An 18,524-nucleotide genomic window follows, 5' to 3' on the forward strand; every position below is an offset into this window, starting at 1 on the left:
ACCCCCGCGGCGTGGACCGCGACCGCCGGGCGGCGCTCCGGACGGGCGCGCTCCTCGTCGGCGGCGCCGTCGCGTGGCGCGCGAGCGACGCCGCCGACCGCGCGCTCGGCGGGGCGACCCGGCGGTTCACCGGGTCGAAGCCGACCGGCGACCTCTACGGCGCGGAGACGGAGGGCGGCGCGTTCCCCGTCACCTCGTGGGTCGCCGACGACCCCGACCCCGTCGATTCGGAGACGTGGACGCTCGCCGTCGAGGGGGTGGTCGACGAACGGCTGACGCTCGGGGTCGGCGACGTGGACCGCGGGCGGACGGCTGGAGGTGGAGCCGACGGCGGTGAGAACACCGGTGGGGTCGCGGAGCCGACGGAGGTGGAGGCGCTCCTCGACTGCACGAGCGGCTGGTACACGGTACAGGAGTGGGGCGGCGTCCGCGTCGGCGACTTACTCGACGCCGCGGGAGTCGGGGCGGGCGCGCGCTACGTCCGGTTCGTCTCGGTGACGGGCTACCGCTGGTCGCTCCCGCTGGCGGAGGCGCGCGACGCCCTCCTGGCGACGCGGGCGGGCGGCGAGCGCCTGAGCCACGGCCACGGCGCGCCCGCGCGGCTGGTCGCGCCCGGCCGCCGCGGGTTCCAGTGGGTGAAGTGGGTCGACCGCGTCGAGGTGCGGCGGCACCGCGACCCCGCGCAGTGGCTGGTGACGCTGGTTTCGGGGTTCGACTAGTCGGCCGAGTCGAGTGGTCGTTCCGTCTCGGTGACGGACGGTCCCGACCGGACGGTGACGGTGACTTCGGACGCCACGCTCGCGCCGCCGCGGGCTGTCGGCCTACCGTTCGTCGGTCGCCGGGTCGGGGCTCACGACGTGTCCGACCCCCTCGCCGGGGGCCGCATCGTCGGCGTCGTGGGCGGCCAGCGGGTCGGCGACCCCCTCGGGGAAGAACGGCGCCTCGCCGTCGCGGAGGTCGGCGAGCGTCCGCCAGTACGCCTCGTACTCGACGCCGCCGGTGTCGACGCCCGAGAACCGCTCGCGGTCGTACAGCGACGCGTCGGCGAACCGCGCCACGCGGACGACGGCGAACTCGTGGTGGGGAACCCCCTCGTAGGTGAACAGGTTCTCGACGGTACAGACCGCGGGACCCGGCTCGACGGTCACGCCGAGTTCCTCGCGGAACTCGCGTTCGAGCGCCGCGCCGCTCGGCTCGCCGGGGTGGATCCCGCCGCCCACGAACCGGTGGAAGTGGGGACCGTCGCGGTCACCGGGAAGTCGCTGGACGAGGTACGCGCCGGTGTCGGGGTGTTCGACCGCGCCGAGGGCGACGCCGCGGATATCGCTCACGAGTCGTACCGGACCCGCGAATCGGTGATAGTGGTTGTGGTCCCGTCGGTATCAGGGGTCGTGACGACCCGAACTCCCCGCGGGCTGCGCTCGCGCAACTCGCTGCGAGTGTCGGCTCACGCCGCGCAGGCGGTCGTCACTCCTCCCGCTCGTCGCTCGCGCCCGTCGAGTCGCCCGTCAGGTCGCCCTCGCGGATCGCTCGTTCGGCGGCGTCGAGCGCCTCCTCGCGGTCGAACGACTCGACGACTCCCCGCAACTCGTCGTCGCTCGCGTCGGCGAGGTCGCGGGCGTGCCGGGTCACGTTCGGCACCGCGCGGACGACGTTGTCGACTATCGGGACCGCCGCCGCGCGCGCCGACCGGCTCATCGGGTTGAGGTCGATCACGATCTCTGTCTTGCCCAGGTCCGCGAGCGCCGCGGCGCGGTCGCCGTCCTCCAGCGGCACCACGACCACGTCGGCGTCGCCGATGCCGTCGGCGTCCACCTTCGCGCGCTCGTGGCTGAGTCCGGGGATGCGGCCGTCGGCTCGCAGTCCCTTCACCTCGCGGGCGCCGTGCTCGCGGAGGTGGTCGGCGATGGCCTCCATCCGCTCGTCCGTGCGGTTGAACAGGTTCACCTCGACGTCGGCGCCGGTGGCCGCCGCGAGGTCGACCACCTCGCCCGGCACGAGCGCCGCGACGTTGCCGTTGACCGAGAGGACGGGGTGGTCCGCGAGCAGGAGGTGCGCCGCCGCCGCGCGGGCGGCCGCGTCCGCCGAGGGGATGGTCTCCTCGCCGAGCAGGTAGTCGAACGCCTCGCCGCGCCCCTCCGCGATCAGCCCCTGCGTCGAGGTGATCCCCTTCTCGACGCCCGCCTCGATCCGGTGGCGGGTCAGAAGCGACTGGTAGCGCGGGTGGTCCTCGGGGAGGTCCGACTCGTGGTCGACCTCGCTCGGGGCGTCGCCGTCGTCGGTCCTCGCGGGCGCGTCGTCGGCGTCGGTCATACCCGACGTGGGCGACGGGGACTCAAAACTCGCTCCGTTCGCGACGGCCGGCTACCGGAGCGTCGCGCCCGCCGGGTGGACCCGACACGCGGCGGGGTCGTAGCCCGCGTCCGACAGCCCGGTGCCGACGGCGAAGGCCGTCCGGCCGAGCATCGCCATCGACGCCCGCCCGCCCGCCTCGTCGACCGCCTCGACCGCCTCGCGCACCTCCGGGACGAGCAGGCCCGCCTCGTCGGCGAACCGCCGCGACTCGGTCACGAGACGGTCGAGCGTCGGGTCGCGGACCACCCGCGTCAGCGCGTCCTCGCCGGCGGTCCGGACGGGGTCGAGGTCGCCGTCGAGCACCGCCGCCGTCGAGAGTTCGCCGAACGTGACGTACTCGACGCGGGGGCGCGCCGGGACCCCGTCGAGCGCGCCGTGGCCGGGCGCGCCGGGTTCCAGCCGGAGGGGGACGCCGCCGCGGAACTGCGCGACCACGTCGCCGAGCCCGGTGCCGGCGGCGGCGTCGGCGGCGTGAGCCGCCCGCACCAGTTCGTTCTCCGAGCGGCCCAACTCGAGCGCGTCGTTCGCCGCGAAGGCGACCGCGAGCGCGGCCGCCCCCGAGACGCCGAACCCGGCGCCGACCGGGAGGTCGGTGGTCGCGTCGACCGCGACGCGGGCGTCGGGCGCGAGGCGGTCGAGCACGCCCGTCACCGCCGCGAGGTCGACGACCTCGCCGTCGAGGCGGACGACCCGCCGGTCCCCGTGGACGGGCCCGACGGTGGCTTCGACCCCGTCGGAGAGCGCGAGACCGGCGCCGCGCGACCCCGCGCGAACCGGGTCGTCGGCCGGGTACGGCGCGAACAGCGCTGTCACGTGGCCCGGCGCGAACGCGGTCGCCTCGCCCGGTGGGTCGGTCATCGTCGGGAGGAGTGGACGCCGGTACCTATCGCTTGTGACATCGCCCCGCTCGCCGGCTTCGACGCCGAACGCGACGGTTGACTACTGAACGCGGAGGGTTGCGGAGTCGGACCCGGACGGTCGCGGACGGGCGTGGAACCGGACGCGGACGGACGTCGGGTCGAGCACGGACGACCGTGCGACCGACCGACACGCGGCGGCCACCACCGATAAGTCGGAGCGAGGCGCCAGAGAGTGTATGTCCGCACTCACATCGGCGGTTCCGACGCTCGCGCAGGTCACCCCGGCGCTGCTCCAGGGCGGCGACCTGCTGTGGCTCGCCATCGTCTTCTTCGTGCTCGCGATCGTCGCCGGGCTGGCCGGCTTCCGCGGCATCGCCGGGCTGACGATGGAGATCGCGCGCATCCTCGTGCTGGTGTTCCTCGTGCTCGCGATCGTCGCGTTCATCCTATGAGCGCGTCGGGACCGCGGGGCTGCCGTGCGCGTTCCCGGTCGCCTTCCCGGGTGGCCGCCCGCGCGGACGGGGGTCGATGAGCGACGACCTGAACGAGAGGCCCGACGAGGAGGGGCCCGACTCCGACGACGCGACGAGCGAGTGGAACGACCGCCCGCAGGACAAAGGCCAGGAGGACGGGCGGAGCGACCTCTCCGAAGAGCAGTTCGAACAGGCCGAACAGGAGGGCGGACAGCCGACGTACGGCGAGATCCTCGCCCGCGAGATAGACGAGGGGCTCGGGGAACTCAACCGGCCGCTCGACGGACTCGCGCTCTCGGGGCTGTCGGCCGGCCTCGACATCGGGTTCGGGCCGTTCCTGATGGCGGTGGTGTTGACCGTCGGCGCGGGCAGCTACTCGTCGGCGACGATCGACATCCTCGAAGCCAACGTGTACGCGGTGGGGTTCATCTTCGTCGTGCTCGGCCGGTCGGAACTGTTCACCGAACACACCACGCTCGCCGTTCTCCCGGTGATCGACCGCCGGGCGTCGATGGGCGAACTCGCGCGCCTGTGGGGCGTCGTCTACGGGGCGAACATCGTCGGCGGCGCCATCTTCGCGGCCGTGATGGTTCCGATCGCACCAGCGCTCGGCGTCGCCTCACCGGAGGCGTTCGGCGACATCGCACGCGGACTGGTCGAACACTCGTGGTTCACGCTCCTCGGCGCGGGCTTGCTCGCGGGGTGGCTGATGGGGCTGCTCTCGTGGCTGGTCGCCGCGGCCCAAGACACGATCAGTCGGGTGTTCTTCGTCTGGCTGATCGCGACCGCGATCGGGTTCATCGGTCTCCCCCACTGCATCGCGGGCAACGTGGAGGTGCTCGCGGGGCTGCTGATCGACGGCGGGGTGGGGCTGATGGACTACGCCCGGTTCATGTCGGCGGCGACGCTCGGTAACGTCATCGGCGGCACCGTGTTCGTCGCCCTGCTCAAGTACGGCCACGTCGTCCGCGGCGGCGAGGCGTCCGGGTCGGGCATCTGAGCCGGTCAGCGGGCGGACCGGACGGCGCGAGCGACGCGGGTCGGACGGGGTCGGGGGAGCGTCGACGCGCCGCGGTCCGCCGCCTACTCGCCGCGCGCCGACTCGTAGCTCGCGCGGAGGAACGACACCAGCCCGTCGACGTCGTCGGGTGCCGCGTCCCGCGGGACGACGACCCACGAGTCGACGCGGCGCTCGCCGGGCGCGAACGACTCGGTCGGGTACGCCTCCGCGAACGCCTTCTTCTCGTCGTCCGGGAGCTGGGTGAGCGCCAGTCCCTGCGTGGCGACCACCGCGAACAGCGTGCCGTCCGCCGTGAACGACGGGCAGCCGAACGTCTCCGTCTCGGCCACGCCGGGCCACTCGGTCACGACGCCCGCGACGGCCGAGCGCAGCTCCCCCGCGAGTTCCTCGTCGTAGTACGCGCTGTTCGTCATACGCCCACGTAGAACGCGCGGGCCGCTAAGAACTGTCGGTGCTCGCGACCCGGACTCCGCACAGCCGACGGTGCGGACTCACCGCGCGGGCTACCCGTCGCGTTCGCGCTCCGGTTCGGATTCGCGCTCGGGGTCGCGCTCCCGCTCGGTCGCTCGTTCGCGTTCGCGGCTCCGCTCGCGTTCGGCCGCCCGCCGCTCGGCGTCCGCGCGGGCGTCGCCGAGCGACTCGGTCCGTAACAGCGCGTCCAGCCGCGTCTCGAACTCCGCCTCGTCGAGTTCGCCGCGCGCGTAGCGGCCGCGGAGCGTCGCGAGCGCCTCGTCGGTCGCGTCGCCGTCGTCGGTGCCGCGGTCGGCGCGTTCACCCCGCCGGGTCGGCTCGCGGTCGCGCCGCGACTCGTACCACCGGGTCAGGCCGACCGCGAGCGGGAGCAGGCCGGCGAAGCCGACGACGAACGCGACCCAGAAGAACTCGACCCCCGCGAACATGAGCGCGAACGCGACCAGCAGCACGAGCGCCGTGACGCCGCCGGCGACCACCTGCTGGAGCGGCGTCTCCTCTTCGTCCTCGTCGCCGCCGTCGGCCGCGTACGTCGGCGCGTCGTCGCCGGGGGATGTCGCGTCCATACCCGGAGAGGACACCCGGACGGGCAAAAGCGTACTCCGCGCCGCGGCCCGAACCGGTCCCGTCGACGGCGTCGCCCGCGTGAGCGTCTCCTACGGTGAGAGACGCCGGCGGTCTCGCGGGAACGCGGTCGTTCCGCTCCGCTCCACTCTCTGCCCCCGCTCGCCGGAACGGCTTCGTCTACGGACTCAGCCGTTGCCGGTCTCGCGGGAACAGGACGGCCTCGCGGATGTTCTCCAGCCCGAGGACGGTCATCACGAGCCGCTCGGCGCCCATCCCCCAGCCGGCGTGGGGCGGCATGCCGTACTTGAACATCTTGGTGTAGTACTCGAACTCCTCGGGGTCGAGCCCCTGCTGTTCGAAGCCGGCGATCAGGCGGTCGTGGCGGTGTTCGCGCTGGCCGCCCGAGACGAGTTCCATCCGCGGGTGCATCATGTCGAACCCGGTCGACAGCTCCTCGTCGTCGTCGTGGTCCTTGATGTAGAACGGCTTGATCTCGGAGGGCCAGTCGGTGATGAAGTAGTGTTCGCCCACCGACTGCCCGAGCACGTGCTCCGCCTCCGTCGAGAGGTCGTCGCCCCACACGAGGTGGGCGTCGAGGTCGCCCTCGGCGTTGACCCGGTCGAGCGCGTCCTCGTACGAGAGCCGGGGGAACTCCCCCTCCGGCGCCTCGAACTCCTCGTCGAGCCCGAGCGCCTCCAACTGCTCGGCGCAGTTCTCCTCGACCGCTTCGTAGGCGCCCTTCGCGACCGCTTCGGCGGCGTCCATCGCCTCGGTGTGGTCGCAGAACGCCCCCTCGAAGTCGATCGAGGTGGCCTCGTTGAGGTGCCGCGGCGTGTTGTGCTCCTCCGCGCGGAAGATCGGGCCGATCTCGAAGACGCGTTCGAGCCCCGACCCGGCCATCAGCTGCTTGAACAGCTGCGGGCTCTGGTTCATGAACGCCTCGCGGCCGAAGTAGGTGATCGGGAACAGCTCGGTGCCGCCCTCCGTGCCGGTGGCGACGATCTTCGGCGTGTTGATCTCCGTACAGTCGAGGTCGCGGAACGTCTCGCGGGTCGCGCGCAGGATCTCCGCGCGGATCTCGAACACCGCCTTCACCTCCTCCTTTCGGAGGTCGAGCGTGCGGTTGTCCAGCCGGGTGGGGAGTTCGGCGTCCACCTTCCCCGAGGGGTCGAGCGGGAGTTCGGGGTCGGCGGGCGCGAGCACCTCCACGGCGGCGGGCACCACCTCGACGCCGGTGGGCGCGCGCGGCTCCTCGGCCACCTCGCCCGTCACCGAGAGGACGGACTCGCGGTGGGCGTCGAGCCCCGTCTCCACGAGGTCGTCGTCCATCTCGTCTTTCTCGAACTTGACCTGGATGCGCCCGGTGGCGTCGCGCAGGATGAGGAAGGCGATACCCCCGAGGTCGCGGGTCTCGTGTACCCAGCCGGCGACGGTGACCTCGTCACCCGGCTCGGCGTCTGCCGTGTACGTTCGTCCCTGCATACGCGACCGGTCCGGTTCGCGGGGCTTAAAGTCGGTCGATCCGCGCTACCGCGGCCCCCGACCGCCACGCGGACGGTCGGGGCTCGGGGGTGGGACGGGGCCGTCGGGCGGCGGCGCGTCGAACCGCGGCGGAGAAGGCGAGGTGAGAGGAAGGGAGGGGAGGCGGGTGCGGGCAGACGTGGCTCCGGACGGCTACGCGTCCGCCAGGTCGGCGTGGGCGTCCTCGACGCCCTCGACGGTCTCGCGGACCGCCGCACAGCCCTCGTCGTGGAGCAGGTCGCCGACCACGACGGCGTCGGCGTGTGCGCCCATCTCGCGGGCGGAGTCGTAGTCGTGGATCCCGCCGCCGTAAAAGAGGGTGGCGTCGTCGAGCGCGTCGTGGGCCGCCCCGACCGTCTCGGTGTCGCCGAACGTTCCGGAGTACTCGACGTAGACGATGTCCTGGCCGAACATCTTCTCGGCGACGCGGGCGTACGCCGCCACGTCGGCGGGCGTCAGGTCGCAGTCGGCGTCGGTCAGTTCGGCCGCCGAGGCGTCGGGGTTGAGCACGATGTACGCCTCGGGGTGGGTGCGCTCCCAGTCGAGTCCGTCGGCGATGCGGACCCACTCCTTGTGCGCGCCGGTGATCCAGAACTGGTCGCCCGCGTTGAACACCGTCGGGATGAGGTAGCCGTCGAGGGCGTCGTCGTCGACGACCACCGCGGGGTTCGACGGCTCCTGGTACAGCGGCACGTCGTGTTCCCGGCAGGCGTCGATGACGCGCTGCATCTTCTCGGTGGTGATGTCGAGGGTGCCGCCGATCTCGATGGCGTCCGTGCCGGTCGCACAGACGTCCGCGAACGTCTCGTCTCCGTACAGGTCCTTGTCCGGGTCCACCTTCAGGATGTGGTCCCACTCCTCCCACGGCGCGGTCATGCGTGGGTAGCGTAGGTCGGTCAGGCGTGAAAAAGGGCGCGGGTCGTCGAGGTGGGTCGGTAGCTTCTTTTATTTTGAGCGGACCATCTCGGTAGCAACTGTGAGTCAGGCTACCCTTCCCTCCGGGCCGTACGTCAACTCGGATCTGTTCTCGGGGCACTATCTGGACGAACGGGTGGGGGATCTGGACGGGTGGGACTGCGACGCGGAGGCGGACGAGGCGTTCGAAGCCCTCGACTCGCACTGGGACGGCGAGAGGGAACTCGTCGAGGGGTACAACGAGGACACGCTGTTGGGGTCGTGGATAGACGTGGTGCTCGACGCACTCGGGTACGACACGATCCAAGAGACCAGCCTCCCCGACACGGGCGGGTACATCGACCGGGTGCTGTACGATTCGGCCGAGAGCCGCCGTGACGCGATGGCGATGAAGCAGGACGGGGAGTTGACCGGCACGTTCGGGACGGCGTGTGCGCTGTTGGAGGCGAAACGGTGGGACGAGGCGTTCACCGAGCGGTTCAGCGAACAGCGGTCGTACCGCGACGCCTCCCACCAGGTGAAGTACTACCTGGAACATACGCCGGAGTCGCTCACGTGGGGTATCCTCACGAACGGGCGGAAGTGGCGACTGTACGGGACGAAGGACTACGCGACCGAGACGTACTACGAGGTCGACCTCCCCGAGTTGCTCGAATCGGGCGACAGGGAGGCGTTCAAGTACTTCTACGCGTTCTTCAGACCCGAGGCCTTCCGCGAAACCGGCGGAACCTCGTTTCTCGACCGGGTCTGGAACGAGAGCGAGACGGCCGCACAGGAGCTCGGCGAGGACCTCCAAGACAACGTGTTCACCGCGCTCCGCGTGCTCGGTGAGGGGTTCGTCGAGACGAACGACCTCGACATCGACCCCGACGACGAGGCCGCGCGCGACGAACTGAAAGAGCAGTCACTGGTGTTGCTCTACCGGCTGATGTTCGTCCTGTACGCCGAGTCGCGTCAGCTCATCAGTCCCGACGACCCCGCCCGTGCGGACGAGTTCCACGAGAACTTCAGCCTGGACGCGCTTCGACGGGAGATCCACGAGGACGTCAGTTCGGGCGGGACGTTCGACGGGTACAGCGAGTACTCCACGTCGATGTGGGGGCAACTCCAAGACCTGTTCCGACTGGTCGACGCCGGCGAGGAGTCGCTCGGCATCCCCCCGTACAACGGGGGGCTGTTCGACGACGGGAAACACGAGTTCCTCGCGAACAACGAGGTCGCCGACCGCTACGTCGCGGAGGTCGTCTACCGGCTCGGGACGACCCGCGCGGACGACCGGAGCGGGTACGTGCTGGCCGACTACGCCGACCTCGACACGCGACACCTCGGCACGATATACGAGGGGCTGCTCGAACACGAGTTCCGGATCGCCCCCGAGCAGTACGCCGCGGTGTCCGCCGACGGCGGGCAGGTGTGGAAGCCGGCGACGGAGGTGAGCGTGGCCGACGCGGTGGAGACGGTCGACCGCGGCGAACTGTACGTCGTCAACGACGAGGGCGAGCGGAAGGCGACGGGCGCGTACTACACCCCCGACTACGTGGTGGCGTACATCGTCGAGGAGACGGTCGACCCGCTGATCGACGAGATCAAAGCCGACATCGCCGACGCGGAGGGGCTCGAACCCGGCGACAAGGGGTACATCGCGCCGTTTCTGGAGCGAGTTCGCGGGCTGACGGTACTCGACCCCGCGATGGGGTCGGGGCACTTCCTCACGAAGGCGACGGGCTACCTCACCGAACAGGTGATGGAGGTGATCCGCGAACAGGAGATCCAAGGGTACGACGAGCAGGACATCCGGCGGATCGTCGCGCGCGAGTGCATCTACGGCGTCGACGTCAACGGGATGGCCGTCGAGTTGGCGAAGCTGTCGATGTGGCTGGAGACGCTCGCGACCGACCAGCCGCTGGCGTTCCTCGACCACCACCTCAAGACCGGAAACTCGCTGGTCGGCTCGGACATCACCGAGGTGCTCTCGGACGACGCCGCCGACGAGGGCGGGCAGTTGACGCTGATGCAGGCGCTCGCGCGGGTCCGCCGGGACACGCTCGAACACGTGATGGAGTTGATGGCGGATCTCCTCGCCATCGACAACGAGACGCTCGCGGACGTGAAGTCGATGGAGGGGACGTACGACGAGATTCGGTCGGACCCGCTGTACGGCCGGCTGTTCGAGATGGCGAACGTCCACACCGCAGAACGGTTCGGCGTCTCCGTGCCCGACGGCGTCTACGAGGAGATGGCGGGCGCCATCGAGAGCGAATCGGAGTGGAGCGAGGTGCGCGAACGCGACTGGTTCCGGGCGGCGCAGGCGACGGCCGACGAGGAGGACTTCTTCCACTGGGAACTGGAGTACCCCGAGGTGTTCTTCGACGCCGACGGGAAGAAACGGGCGGACGGCGGGTTCGACGCGGTTGTGGGGAATCCTCCGTACGTACGCCAAGAGCATATGCAGAATCAATCTAATTACTTTTCCACAGAGTACCAAGTCTATACCTCTGCTGCGGATTTATACACGTACTTTGTTGAAAATGGTCATGATATATTAAAAGAAGAAGGGCACCTGGGATATATTGTCTCCAATAAATTCATCCGGGCAGAATATGGTGAACCGCTGCGTGATTTCTTGAGAAAGAGGGCTCATCTGGACGTACTGTGTGACTTTCGTGACCTACCAGTGTTTGGATCAGCAGTATCTGCCTACCCAATGCTGCTCCTATTTGAGAAGGATACACCAAGTTTTGACTCACGGATACTTGTTCACAATGTCCAATCTCTCAGCTTCAATGATCTTAGACAACTTATCGAATCAAATGGATATGATATCAGTCAGAGACAGCTCGGATCCGGCTCATGGCCGATATCTAATCCAGAATCCATAGGCATATTTGACAATATTGAGGACACCGGGAAAGAACTGGAAGAGGTACTTGAGTCGAATATCTTGCGTGGAATACTGACCGGTTTAAATGATGCATTCATTATCGGTGCAGATACGAGAGAACATATCCTAAGTATGGACAGAGACTCTGAAAAATTCATATTTCCACTAATGAGAGGTAACGATGCAGAGAGGTATCTGGCTAATTTTTCTGATCAATATTTGATCCGTATCCCATCAGGTTGGACTACATCTAATTCCGGGATTAAGGGAGAAAAAGAGGCGTGGAGATGGTTCAGTAATGAGTTTCCGGGTTTGTCTGACCATTTGTCTGATTTTATGGAAGAGGCAAAATCAAGATATGATCGGGGAGAATATTGGTGGGAGCTCCGCTCCTGTGGATACTACTCAGCGTTTGAATCAGAGAAAATTGTATACCCAGAGATATCAGATGGCCCTAGGTTTAGTCTCGATAGAAGTGGAAGATACACGAATAACAAGTGCTTCATTATTCCATCTGAAAGTAGAGAGATCGTCGCCTTACTAAACTCTACTCTGGGCGAATTCTGGGCAGAAAATAAGCTCTCAAGCGTTCGGGGTGGATACTTGGAATACCGAACAGTTCACGTGTCAGATTTCCCAATACCGACAACAGATCATCCAGATTTACATAAACTAGTTGATGAAATGGTCGAGCTACTGTCTTCCAAACAGAATTTGAATGTGAGAATTTTAGATCACTTAGGCACCTACCAAGATGGCCCTGCCCTCTCCGACATCGGCTTCACCCAACCCCCCGAGAACGCCGCCGACTCCATCCTTCAGGAGACCACCGAACAGAAGCCCAACCTCCGCGTCGGCCGCGTGGAGGTCGTCCGCGAGTCCGACACGACCGTCGAGATACGCCTCACGGCCCGGTACAAACCCGACGACCCCGACGAGTACGACACCGACCAGTGGGGGTACACCGAGACGGACCCACTGCCCGCCCTGCGCATCACCGACCTCACGGAGGGAGAAGCGGACCTGATCGAGGCGTTCGTCCCCGTCGCCGTCGACGAGGCGGGCGGGTTCGCGGGGTTCCGCGAGACGGCGACGAAGACCAACTCGCTCGTCGACCGCCTCCGGGCGCTCACCCTCCCGCGGGTCGACGACGTACGCGAGGGGTTGGAGAGCTACATCGAGACGACGGAGCGCGCGGAGGAACTGGAGCGGAAGATCGAGCGAACCGACGAGTTGATCGACGAGATCGTCTACGACCTGTACGGCCTGACCGACGAGGAGATCGAGATCGTCGAGGAGGCGGTCGGTGAGTAGTCGCTAGATATCGTACCGCGAGCGAGGAGCGAAGCGACGAGCGAGCGGCTTTTTCATCCACGTTTTTCGAGGAGCGGTCCGCGAGCGCAGCGAGCGGACCCGACGACGAAAAAGGTGGGACTGAGGCGATCGAGATCGTCGCGGAGGCGGTCGGTGAGTAATCACTAGCGTACCCGTACCGCGAGCGAGGAGCGGAGCGACGAGCGAGCGGCCCTTTTTTGATCCACATTTTTTCGAGGAGGGTGCCCGCAGCGAGCGAAGCGAGCGAGGACACCCGACGAGGAAAAAAAGGTGGGTTCTTGACCTCTCACGTCAAAACAGGGGTATGGCAGTCGAGACGCGGGAGAGCAAGGCCGAGTTCGCCCGGCGACTCGCGCGGGCGGGCTACGAGGACTTCCTGATCCTCGACCGAGAACAGGCGGTCGAGGTGTTGACCGACCGCCGCGAGCAACTGGTCGACGCCATCCGCCGGGAGGACCCCGAGTCGATCACGGCGCTCGCGGCCGCAGTGGACCGCGACGTGGCCGCCGTCCATCGCGACCTCGAACTGCTCGTCGAACACAGCGTCGTCGAGTACGAGACGGACGGCGCGCGGAAGGCGCCCCGACTCAAACACGAACGCGTGTTCGTCGAACCCGTCGCCTGACCGATGGGGGAGTCGACGTTCGAGTACCGCCTCGGCCGATACGCGGGACACGAGTACTTCCTCACGGCCAGCGCGCGCCCGGGGTTCGACGACCCCGCGGAGTTCGCGGTCGTCGTCCACTACAACGACGTCGAGACGAGCGAGAGCGTCCAGGTGGTCCGGATCGACACCGCACACGGGTTCGTACATATCGACCGCCTGTACCGCCGCGACCAGCCGAAGGACGAACTCGACCTCGGCTTTTGGGACGCGGTCGAGTACGCCGAGGAACACTGGCGGACGTACGCCGAAGGGCACGAGGACGGAGTCGGCGGGTAGCCACAAGCACGCTGTACCGCGAGCGAGGCCGGAGGCCGAGCGAGCGGCCCTTTTTTGATCCACATTTTTTCGAGGAGGGTGCCCGCAGCGAGCGAAGCGAGCGAGGACACCCGACGAGGAAAAAAGGTGGGACCGAGAACGGAACCCATGCTCGCTCTCACCGGACGCTAATAATTACCTCATCGTTCCAAAGAGTTATTCGGGCGCGCTCCAGATCGAAACGCGCCACCGGTGCCACGCCACACGGTGACAGGTGGCGAACGGCCGGAGAACTCCCCCATGAGTGACAACTATCCACGCGACGAACGCGACAGACGACCGTCGGTCGACGGCACGGCGACCGACAGCACCAGACGAACGTTCCTCAAGACCACCGGGCTCGCGGCGCTGCTCGCGGGAGCGTCGCCCGGCGCCGCCGCGGCTCAGTCGTCCGAGCCGGCGGGGCCGTCGGCGCCCGCGACGGCGTCGGGCGGCCCGGGGCGGATCGAGAACCTCGGGGCGTACATCGAGAACCCCCGCATGTTCGAGCAGAACCGCGAGCCGACCCACGCCGCCGCGGCGGTGCCGTACGCGTCGGTCGAGCAGGCGCGCGCGTCCGACGAGCGGTTCGCGTCGTTCGAAGACCGGTTCGCCGGCTCCGAGTACTTCCTGAGCCTGAACGGCGAGTGGGCGTTCGACTTCTACGAGACCCCCGCCGAGCGCCCGGCCGAGTACGGCGGCGACGCCGACTGGGACGCGATCGACGTACCGAGCGTCTGGCAGACCGAGGGGTACGACCAGTACATCTACACCAACAACTCGATCACGTGGGAGGAGTACGACCCGCCGCTGGAGGGGCAACTCGACCCGCGTGCGGAGGACGGCGTCGACGTGCCCGACACCAACCCGACCGGGACGTACCGCCGGTCGTTCACGGTGCCCGACGGCTGGGAGGGGCGGGAGGTGTTCCTCCACTTCGAGGCGGTCAAGCAGGCGTTCTTCGTCTGGGTCGACGGCGAGTACGTCGGCTTCCAGCAGGGGTCGATGACCCCCGGCGAGTTCGACGTGACCGACCACGTCACCGCCGGCGAGGACCACGAGGTGACGGTCCAGGCGTACCGCTTCTCCGACGGCGAGGCGCTCGAGACCATCGACATGTTCCGCTTTTCGGGCATCTTCCGGAGCGCCTACCTGTTCGCCACGCCGACGGTCCACGTCCGCGACTTCTACGTCCGGACGGACCTCGACGACGACTACGAGGACGGCCGGGTCCGCGTCGACGCCGAACTCGCCAACTACACCGGCGAGACGCAGGGGATGTACACCGTCGAGGCGCTCCTCTACGGCCCGGACGACCCCTCCGGGCCGTCCGCCGAGGGCGTCGACGGGGGCGGGGGTCCGGTGACGACGCTGTCGGCGTTCACGACCGTCGGCCACGACGGCGAGACGGTGACGATGGAGGGGGAGGTGGACGCGCCCGCCAACTGGTCGGCCGAACACCCCAACCTCTATACGGTCGTGCTCCGCCTCCAGCCGAGCATCGGCGACGAGACGGAGGCGCTGTTGGACAAGGTGGGCTTCCGGTCGTTCGAGACGACGCGGGGCGAACCCGGCGCGCACGTCGTCGTCAACGGCGAACCCGTCGAGATCCGGGGGGTCAACCGCCACGAGACCGACCCCGACGGCGGCCGGACGGTGCCCGTCGAGATGATGCGGACCGACTTCGAGCGGATGAAGCAGTTCAACGTCAACGCGGTCCGCACCTCCCACTACCCGAACGACCCGACGTTCCTCAGGCTCGCCGACGAGTACGGTATCTACGTCCAAGACGAGGTGAACGTCGAGACCCACTGGTGGCAGCAACTGCTCGCGTCGACCGAGGAGTACCACGAGCAGGCGGTCGCGCGGTTCCGGCGGATGCTGTTGCGCGACCGCAACCACGCGTCGCTGTTCTCGTGGTCGACGGGGAACGAGGCCGGCACCGGCGCGGAGCACCTGGAGATGGCGGCGCTGGCGATGGACTCCGACGAGACCCTCCCGGCGGACACCAGCGACGTGACCGGCGTCGGCCCGGTCGAGTCGTACGACGGGCCGGTGTACGGGGAGGCGCCCGACCGCATCATGTACCACCAGCCCAACGGCGGCGGCTGGGACGTCGAGTACAGCGACATGCTCGGGCCGCGCTACCCCGACCTCGACACGCTGTTGAGCGTCGCCGACGGCTCGTACATCGGCGACGGTCTCCGGCCGGTGGTGATGGGCGAGTACAACCACGCGATGGGCAACAGCCTCGGGCTGGTCCACCGGATGTGGGACGGCCACATCCAACCGCCCGTCCGGCGCGCGCGCGACCAGTCGGACGGCGACGGCGCGGACGGCGTGCTCGTCGGGTCGCCGACGGTCGGCGTCGGCCAGGAGGGCGGCGCGGTCACGCTCGGCCCCGGCGACTACATCGACGTCGACGCCGACGACGTCGGGGTGTCGCTGCCCGACTTCACCCTCGCCGTCTCGTTCAGCGGCGCGCTCTCGGGGGCGGCGCGCACGCTCGTCTCGCTCGCGGGGTTCACCCTCTCCGTCGACCGGGGGCGGGTCGAACTCTCGGTCGACGGGTCGGGCGCGACGGAGACGGCCGACCTCCCGTCGGCCGCCGCGGACGCGGATGCGGAGTCGACCGGAAGCGACGGGTGGCACACGCTCGCGCTCGTCGGCTCCGCCGACGGCCTCCGGGTGTACCTCGACGGCGACCGCCTGCTGTCGGTCGGGGCGGCGCCCGACCGGGCGGTCGACGCCGACGAGTCGGTCCGGTTCGGCGGCGAGCGCGCCGCCGACGCGAACGGCGACGGTGACGGCGCGGCGGGCCCGTCGGTCACCGTCGACGGCGCGTGGGCGTTCGACCGCGCGCTGTCGGCCGACGAGGTGGGGAGCGTCGCGGACGCCGAGGAGCCGGTCGTGGCGTACACGTTCGACGGACTCCTCCGCGACGAGAGCACCAACGGCGGGTTCGTCTGGGACTGGGTCAACCAGGACCTCAACCGGACGACCACCGTCGACGGCGAGACGGTCGACTACCAGTTTTACGACGAGGACCCGTTCTGTCTCAACGGCCTGGTCTGGTCCGACCGCGAGGCCCAGCCCGAACTCTGGCAGCTCAAACACAGCCACCAGCCCGTCAAGGTCGCGCCGACGCGAGCGCTCGCGGACGGCGAGGTGTACGTCACCAACCACTACCACTTCACCCCCCTCGACGCGGTCGAAGGCCGGTGGGAACTCGTCGCGGACGACGAGACGGTCGACGAGGGGACGCTCGACATCGACCTCGCGCCGGGCGAGACCCGGCGCGTCTCGGTGCCGTTCGACGCCCCCGACTCGCCGGCCCCCGGGACGGAGTACTGGCTGAACGTCCGGTTCGTCGAGCCCGAGTCGACGCCGTACGCCGACGCCGGCCACGTGGTCGCGCGGGACCAACTCGCCGTCCCCTTCGACGTACCCGACGCCCGGTCGGTCGACCCGGCGAGCCAGCCCGCGCTGTCGACGGCCGAACGGGGGAGCGAACTCGTCGTCGACGGCGAGTGGTTCCAGTACCGGTTCGACCGCGAGGCGGGGACGCTGTCGTCGCTGCGCTACGGGGGACGGGAGGTGCTCGAACGCGGCCCGCAGTTCAACGCGTGGCGCGCGCCGATCATGAACGAGGTGCAGGCGTGGGGTAGCGAGCAGGCGTCGAGTTGGCGTGCGGCCGGGCTGGACGACCTGACCCACCAGGTCGACTCGGTGTCGGTCTCCCGACCCGGCGAGTCGGTCGTCCAAGTCGACGTCGAGGGGTTCGCGCAGGGGCGCGGCCCGGAGACGGTGGCGACGACGCCCGACGCCGCCGGCGACGCCGAGGGGGCGGTGTACGGCGACCCCGAGCGCGTCACCGGCCGGTCGGGGCGGGCGCTCGCGTTCGACGGCGAGGACGACTACGTCGACACGGGCGACGCGGAGGCGCTGAACTTCGCCGAACCCGGGTTCACCATCGGCGTGACGTTCAAGGGGGTCGACACCGGTGACCACAACCCGTTCGTCAGCCGGGGGGACCACCAGTACGGGCTGAAGGTCAACGGCGACAACCTCGAACTGTTCGTCTACGCCGACGGCTGGCACACGGTGACGGCGCCGGCCTCGGAGGTTCCGAACCCGGACGCGTGGCACACGCTCACGGGCGTCTGTGACGACGACGAACTCCGCCTCTACCTCGACGGCGAACTCCTGTCGACGGCGGCGTACGAGCCGTCGACGGTCAACACGACGGAGTACCCGGTTCAGGTGGGGCACAACGCCGAGAACACCACCCGCTTCGCGGAGACGACGGTCGACTCGGTCCGGGTGTACGAGCGCGCGCTGTCGACCGACGAGGTGGCGAGCGGCTTCGACACCCCGCCCGAGAGCGCCGTGCTGTGGTACGAGTTCGACGAGTTCGGCGAGCGGCAGTCGTCCGACCGCGGGGCGGGGTTCGAGACGTCGTACCGCTACCGCGTGTACGGGGTCGGCGACGTGACCGTCGACGTCGACGTCACCCCCAACGAGGTGTTGCGGAGCGTCGTCACGGACTACCTCCCCAAGATGGGGCTCCGGATGGAACTGCCCGACTCGTTCTCCGAGTTCGAGTGGTACGGCCGCGGGCCGATAGAGACGTACCCCGACCGGAAGTGGGGCGCGGACGTCGGCCGCTACGAGGGGTCGGTCGACGACCAGTACGTCCCCTACCTGCCGCCGACGGACAACGGCAACAAGGCCGACACCCGGTGGGCGACCCTGTCCGACGGCGACGTCGCCCTCCTCGGGGCGGCGACCGACGGGGCGACGAACGTCGCCCTCGAACAGTGGGCCAACCTCGCCGACGCCGACCACCAGCACGAACTCGAACCGCGGGGGACGGTCGGGTTCGACCTCGACCACCTCGTGTCGGGCGTCGGCGGCACGCCGACGGAACCGTACGACGAGTATCAGGTCCAGCCCGAACCCGCGTCGTTCGCGTTCCACCTCCGGCCGTTCATGGTCGGCCGACTCGACCCGATGGACGTCGCCAACCGGCGGTTCCCGGTGGGCGAGGAGTAGCGACCCGGATCAGGAACGACGACCCGAGCGGCTCGGGTTTTTTCGATGTCGAGCGGCCGACGAGCGGTCCCGCGAGCGAGGCGGGTAGCCGAGGCGGAACCGCTACGTC

At 68.7% G+C, this 18,524-nt stretch carries 14 protein-coding genes; 7 read left to right on the plus strand and 7 right to left on the minus strand.

Annotated elements, in window-relative coordinates:
- Positions 1-719, plus strand: a 719-nt coding sequence (locus K933_RS10935; RefSeq protein WP_023394798.1) for a molybdopterin-dependent oxidoreductase, incomplete at its 5' end; no start/stop codon positions are given.
- Positions 720-821: 102 nt separating this feature from the next.
- Here the strand turns inward: K933_RS10935 and K933_RS18005 are convergent.
- The 3 genes from K933_RS18005 to K933_RS10950 all read right to left on the minus strand — a co-directional run bounded on the left by K933_RS18005 (position 822) and on the right by K933_RS10950 (position 3,213).
- Positions 822-1,331 (minus strand): NUDIX domain-containing protein, encoded by a 510-nt coding sequence (locus K933_RS18005; protein ID WP_023394799.1) that lies wholly within the window; start codon positions 1,329-1,331, stop codon positions 822-824.
- 136 nt (positions 1,332-1,467) lie between these two features.
- Positions 1,468-2,313 carry a 4-phosphopantoate--beta-alanine ligase gene (locus K933_RS10945; protein ID WP_023394800.1) on the minus strand — a complete coding sequence of 282 codons (846 nt, stop codon included), beginning with the start codon at positions 2,311-2,313 and terminating at the stop codon, positions 1,468-1,470.
- Positions 2,314-2,364: 51 nt separating this feature from the next.
- Positions 2,365-3,213: a pantoate kinase gene (locus K933_RS10950; RefSeq protein WP_023394801.1), complete on the minus strand. Its 849-nt coding sequence runs from the start codon at positions 3,211-3,213 to the stop codon at positions 2,365-2,367.
- 238 nt (positions 3,214-3,451) lie between these two features.
- Between K933_RS10950 and K933_RS10955 the strand changes: the two genes are divergently transcribed.
- Both K933_RS10955 and K933_RS10960 read left to right on the plus strand, forming a co-directional pair.
- Complete coding sequence (locus K933_RS10955) at positions 3,452-3,667, plus strand: DUF1328 domain-containing protein (RefSeq protein WP_023394802.1); 216 nt, start codon at positions 3,452-3,454, stop codon at positions 3,665-3,667.
- A 76-nt stretch (positions 3,668-3,743) separates the two neighbouring features.
- Complete coding sequence (locus K933_RS10960) at positions 3,744-4,688, plus strand: formate/nitrite transporter family protein (RefSeq protein ID WP_023394803.1); 945 nt, start codon at positions 3,744-3,746, stop codon at positions 4,686-4,688.
- A gap of 83 nt (positions 4,689-4,771) precedes the next feature.
- Here K933_RS10960 and K933_RS10965 read toward each other — a convergent pair whose 3' ends face one another.
- From K933_RS10965 to K933_RS10980, 4 genes are all read right to left on the minus strand, one after another.
- On the minus strand, positions 4,772-5,122 hold the full coding sequence (locus tag K933_RS10965; protein WP_023394804.1) for a TfoX/Sxy family protein: 351 nt from the start codon (positions 5,120-5,122) through the stop codon (positions 4,772-4,774).
- Positions 5,123-5,212: 90 nt separating this feature from the next.
- Positions 5,213-5,746 (minus strand): SHOCT domain-containing protein, encoded by a 534-nt coding sequence (locus tag K933_RS10970; protein WP_023394805.1) that lies wholly within the window; start codon positions 5,744-5,746, stop codon positions 5,213-5,215.
- Between the two features lie 178 nt (positions 5,747-5,924).
- Positions 5,925-7,229 carry an aspartate--tRNA(Asn) ligase gene (gene aspS / locus K933_RS10975; RefSeq protein WP_023394806.1) on the minus strand — a complete coding sequence of 435 codons (1,305 nt, stop codon included), beginning with the start codon at positions 7,227-7,229 and terminating at the stop codon, positions 5,925-5,927.
- Positions 7,230-7,421: 192 nt separating this feature from the next.
- A complete protein-coding gene (locus tag K933_RS10980) occupies positions 7,422-8,144 on the minus strand; it encodes a phosphoglycerol geranylgeranyltransferase (RefSeq protein ID WP_023394807.1) in 723 nt (240 codons plus the stop codon).
- A 100-nt stretch (positions 8,145-8,244) separates the two neighbouring features.
- Here K933_RS10980 and K933_RS10985 point away from each other — a divergent pair, with 100 nt between their 5' ends.
- From K933_RS10985 to K933_RS11000, 4 genes are all read left to right on the plus strand, one after another.
- On the plus strand, positions 8,245-12,378 hold the full coding sequence (locus K933_RS10985) for an Eco57I restriction-modification methylase domain-containing protein (protein ID WP_023394808.1): 4,134 nt from the start codon (positions 8,245-8,247) through the stop codon (positions 12,376-12,378).
- A 325-nt stretch (positions 12,379-12,703) separates the two neighbouring features.
- Positions 12,704-13,024, plus strand: coding sequence for an HVO_A0114 family putative DNA-binding protein (locus K933_RS18755; protein ID WP_023394809.1), 321 nt, complete (start codon positions 12,704-12,706; stop codon positions 13,022-13,024).
- A 3-nt stretch (positions 13,025-13,027) separates the two neighbouring features.
- Positions 13,028-13,342, plus strand: a complete 315-nt coding sequence (locus K933_RS10995) for a DUF7718 family protein (RefSeq protein ID WP_023394810.1) — start codon at positions 13,028-13,030, stop codon at positions 13,340-13,342.
- A gap of 279 nt (positions 13,343-13,621) precedes the next feature.
- Positions 13,622-18,415 (plus strand): beta-galactosidase small subunit-related protein, encoded by a 4,794-nt coding sequence (locus K933_RS11000; protein ID WP_023394811.1) that lies wholly within the window; start codon positions 13,622-13,624, stop codon positions 18,413-18,415.
- Positions 18,416-18,524: the final 109 nt, after the last annotated feature.

Origin of the sequence: Candidatus Halobonum tyrrellensis G22 (assembly GCF_000495475.1) — an archaeon.
In the GTDB taxonomy this organism is placed as follows: domain Archaea; phylum Halobacteriota; class Halobacteria; order Halobacteriales; family Haloferacaceae; genus Halobonum; species Halobonum tyrrellense.

Coding starts and splice junctions, on each gene's coding strand:
- K933_RS10965 (WP_023394804.1), bottom strand. CDS start 5,122: ATGACGAACAGCGCGTACTACGACGAGGAACTCGCGGGGGAGCTGCGC.
- K933_RS18755 (WP_023394809.1), top strand. CDS start 12,704: ATGGCAGTCGAGACGCGGGAGAGCAAGGCCGAGTTCGCCCGGCGACTC.
- K933_RS10980 (WP_023394807.1), bottom strand. CDS start 8,144: ATGACCGCGCCGTGGGAGGAGTGGGACCACATCCTGAAGGTGGACCCG.
- K933_RS10955 (WP_023394802.1), top strand. CDS start 3,452: ATGTCCGCACTCACATCGGCGGTTCCGACGCTCGCGCAGGTCACCCCG.
- K933_RS10950 (WP_023394801.1), bottom strand. CDS start 3,213: ATGACCGACCCACCGGGCGAGGCGACCGCGTTCGCGCCGGGCCACGTG.
- K933_RS11000 (WP_023394811.1), top strand. CDS start 13,622: ATGAGTGACAACTATCCACGCGACGAACGCGACAGACGACCGTCGGTC.
- K933_RS10945 (WP_023394800.1), bottom strand. CDS start 2,313: ATGACCGACGCCGACGACGCGCCCGCGAGGACCGACGACGGCGACGCC.
- K933_RS10995 (WP_023394810.1), top strand. CDS start 13,028: ATGGGGGAGTCGACGTTCGAGTACCGCCTCGGCCGATACGCGGGACAC.
- aspS (WP_023394806.1), bottom strand. CDS start 7,229: ATGCAGGGACGAACGTACACGGCAGACGCCGAGCCGGGTGACGAGGTC.
- K933_RS10970 (WP_023394805.1), bottom strand. CDS start 5,746: ATGGACGCGACATCCCCCGGCGACGACGCGCCGACGTACGCGGCCGAC.
- K933_RS10960 (WP_023394803.1), top strand. CDS start 3,744: ATGAGCGACGACCTGAACGAGAGGCCCGACGAGGAGGGGCCCGACTCC.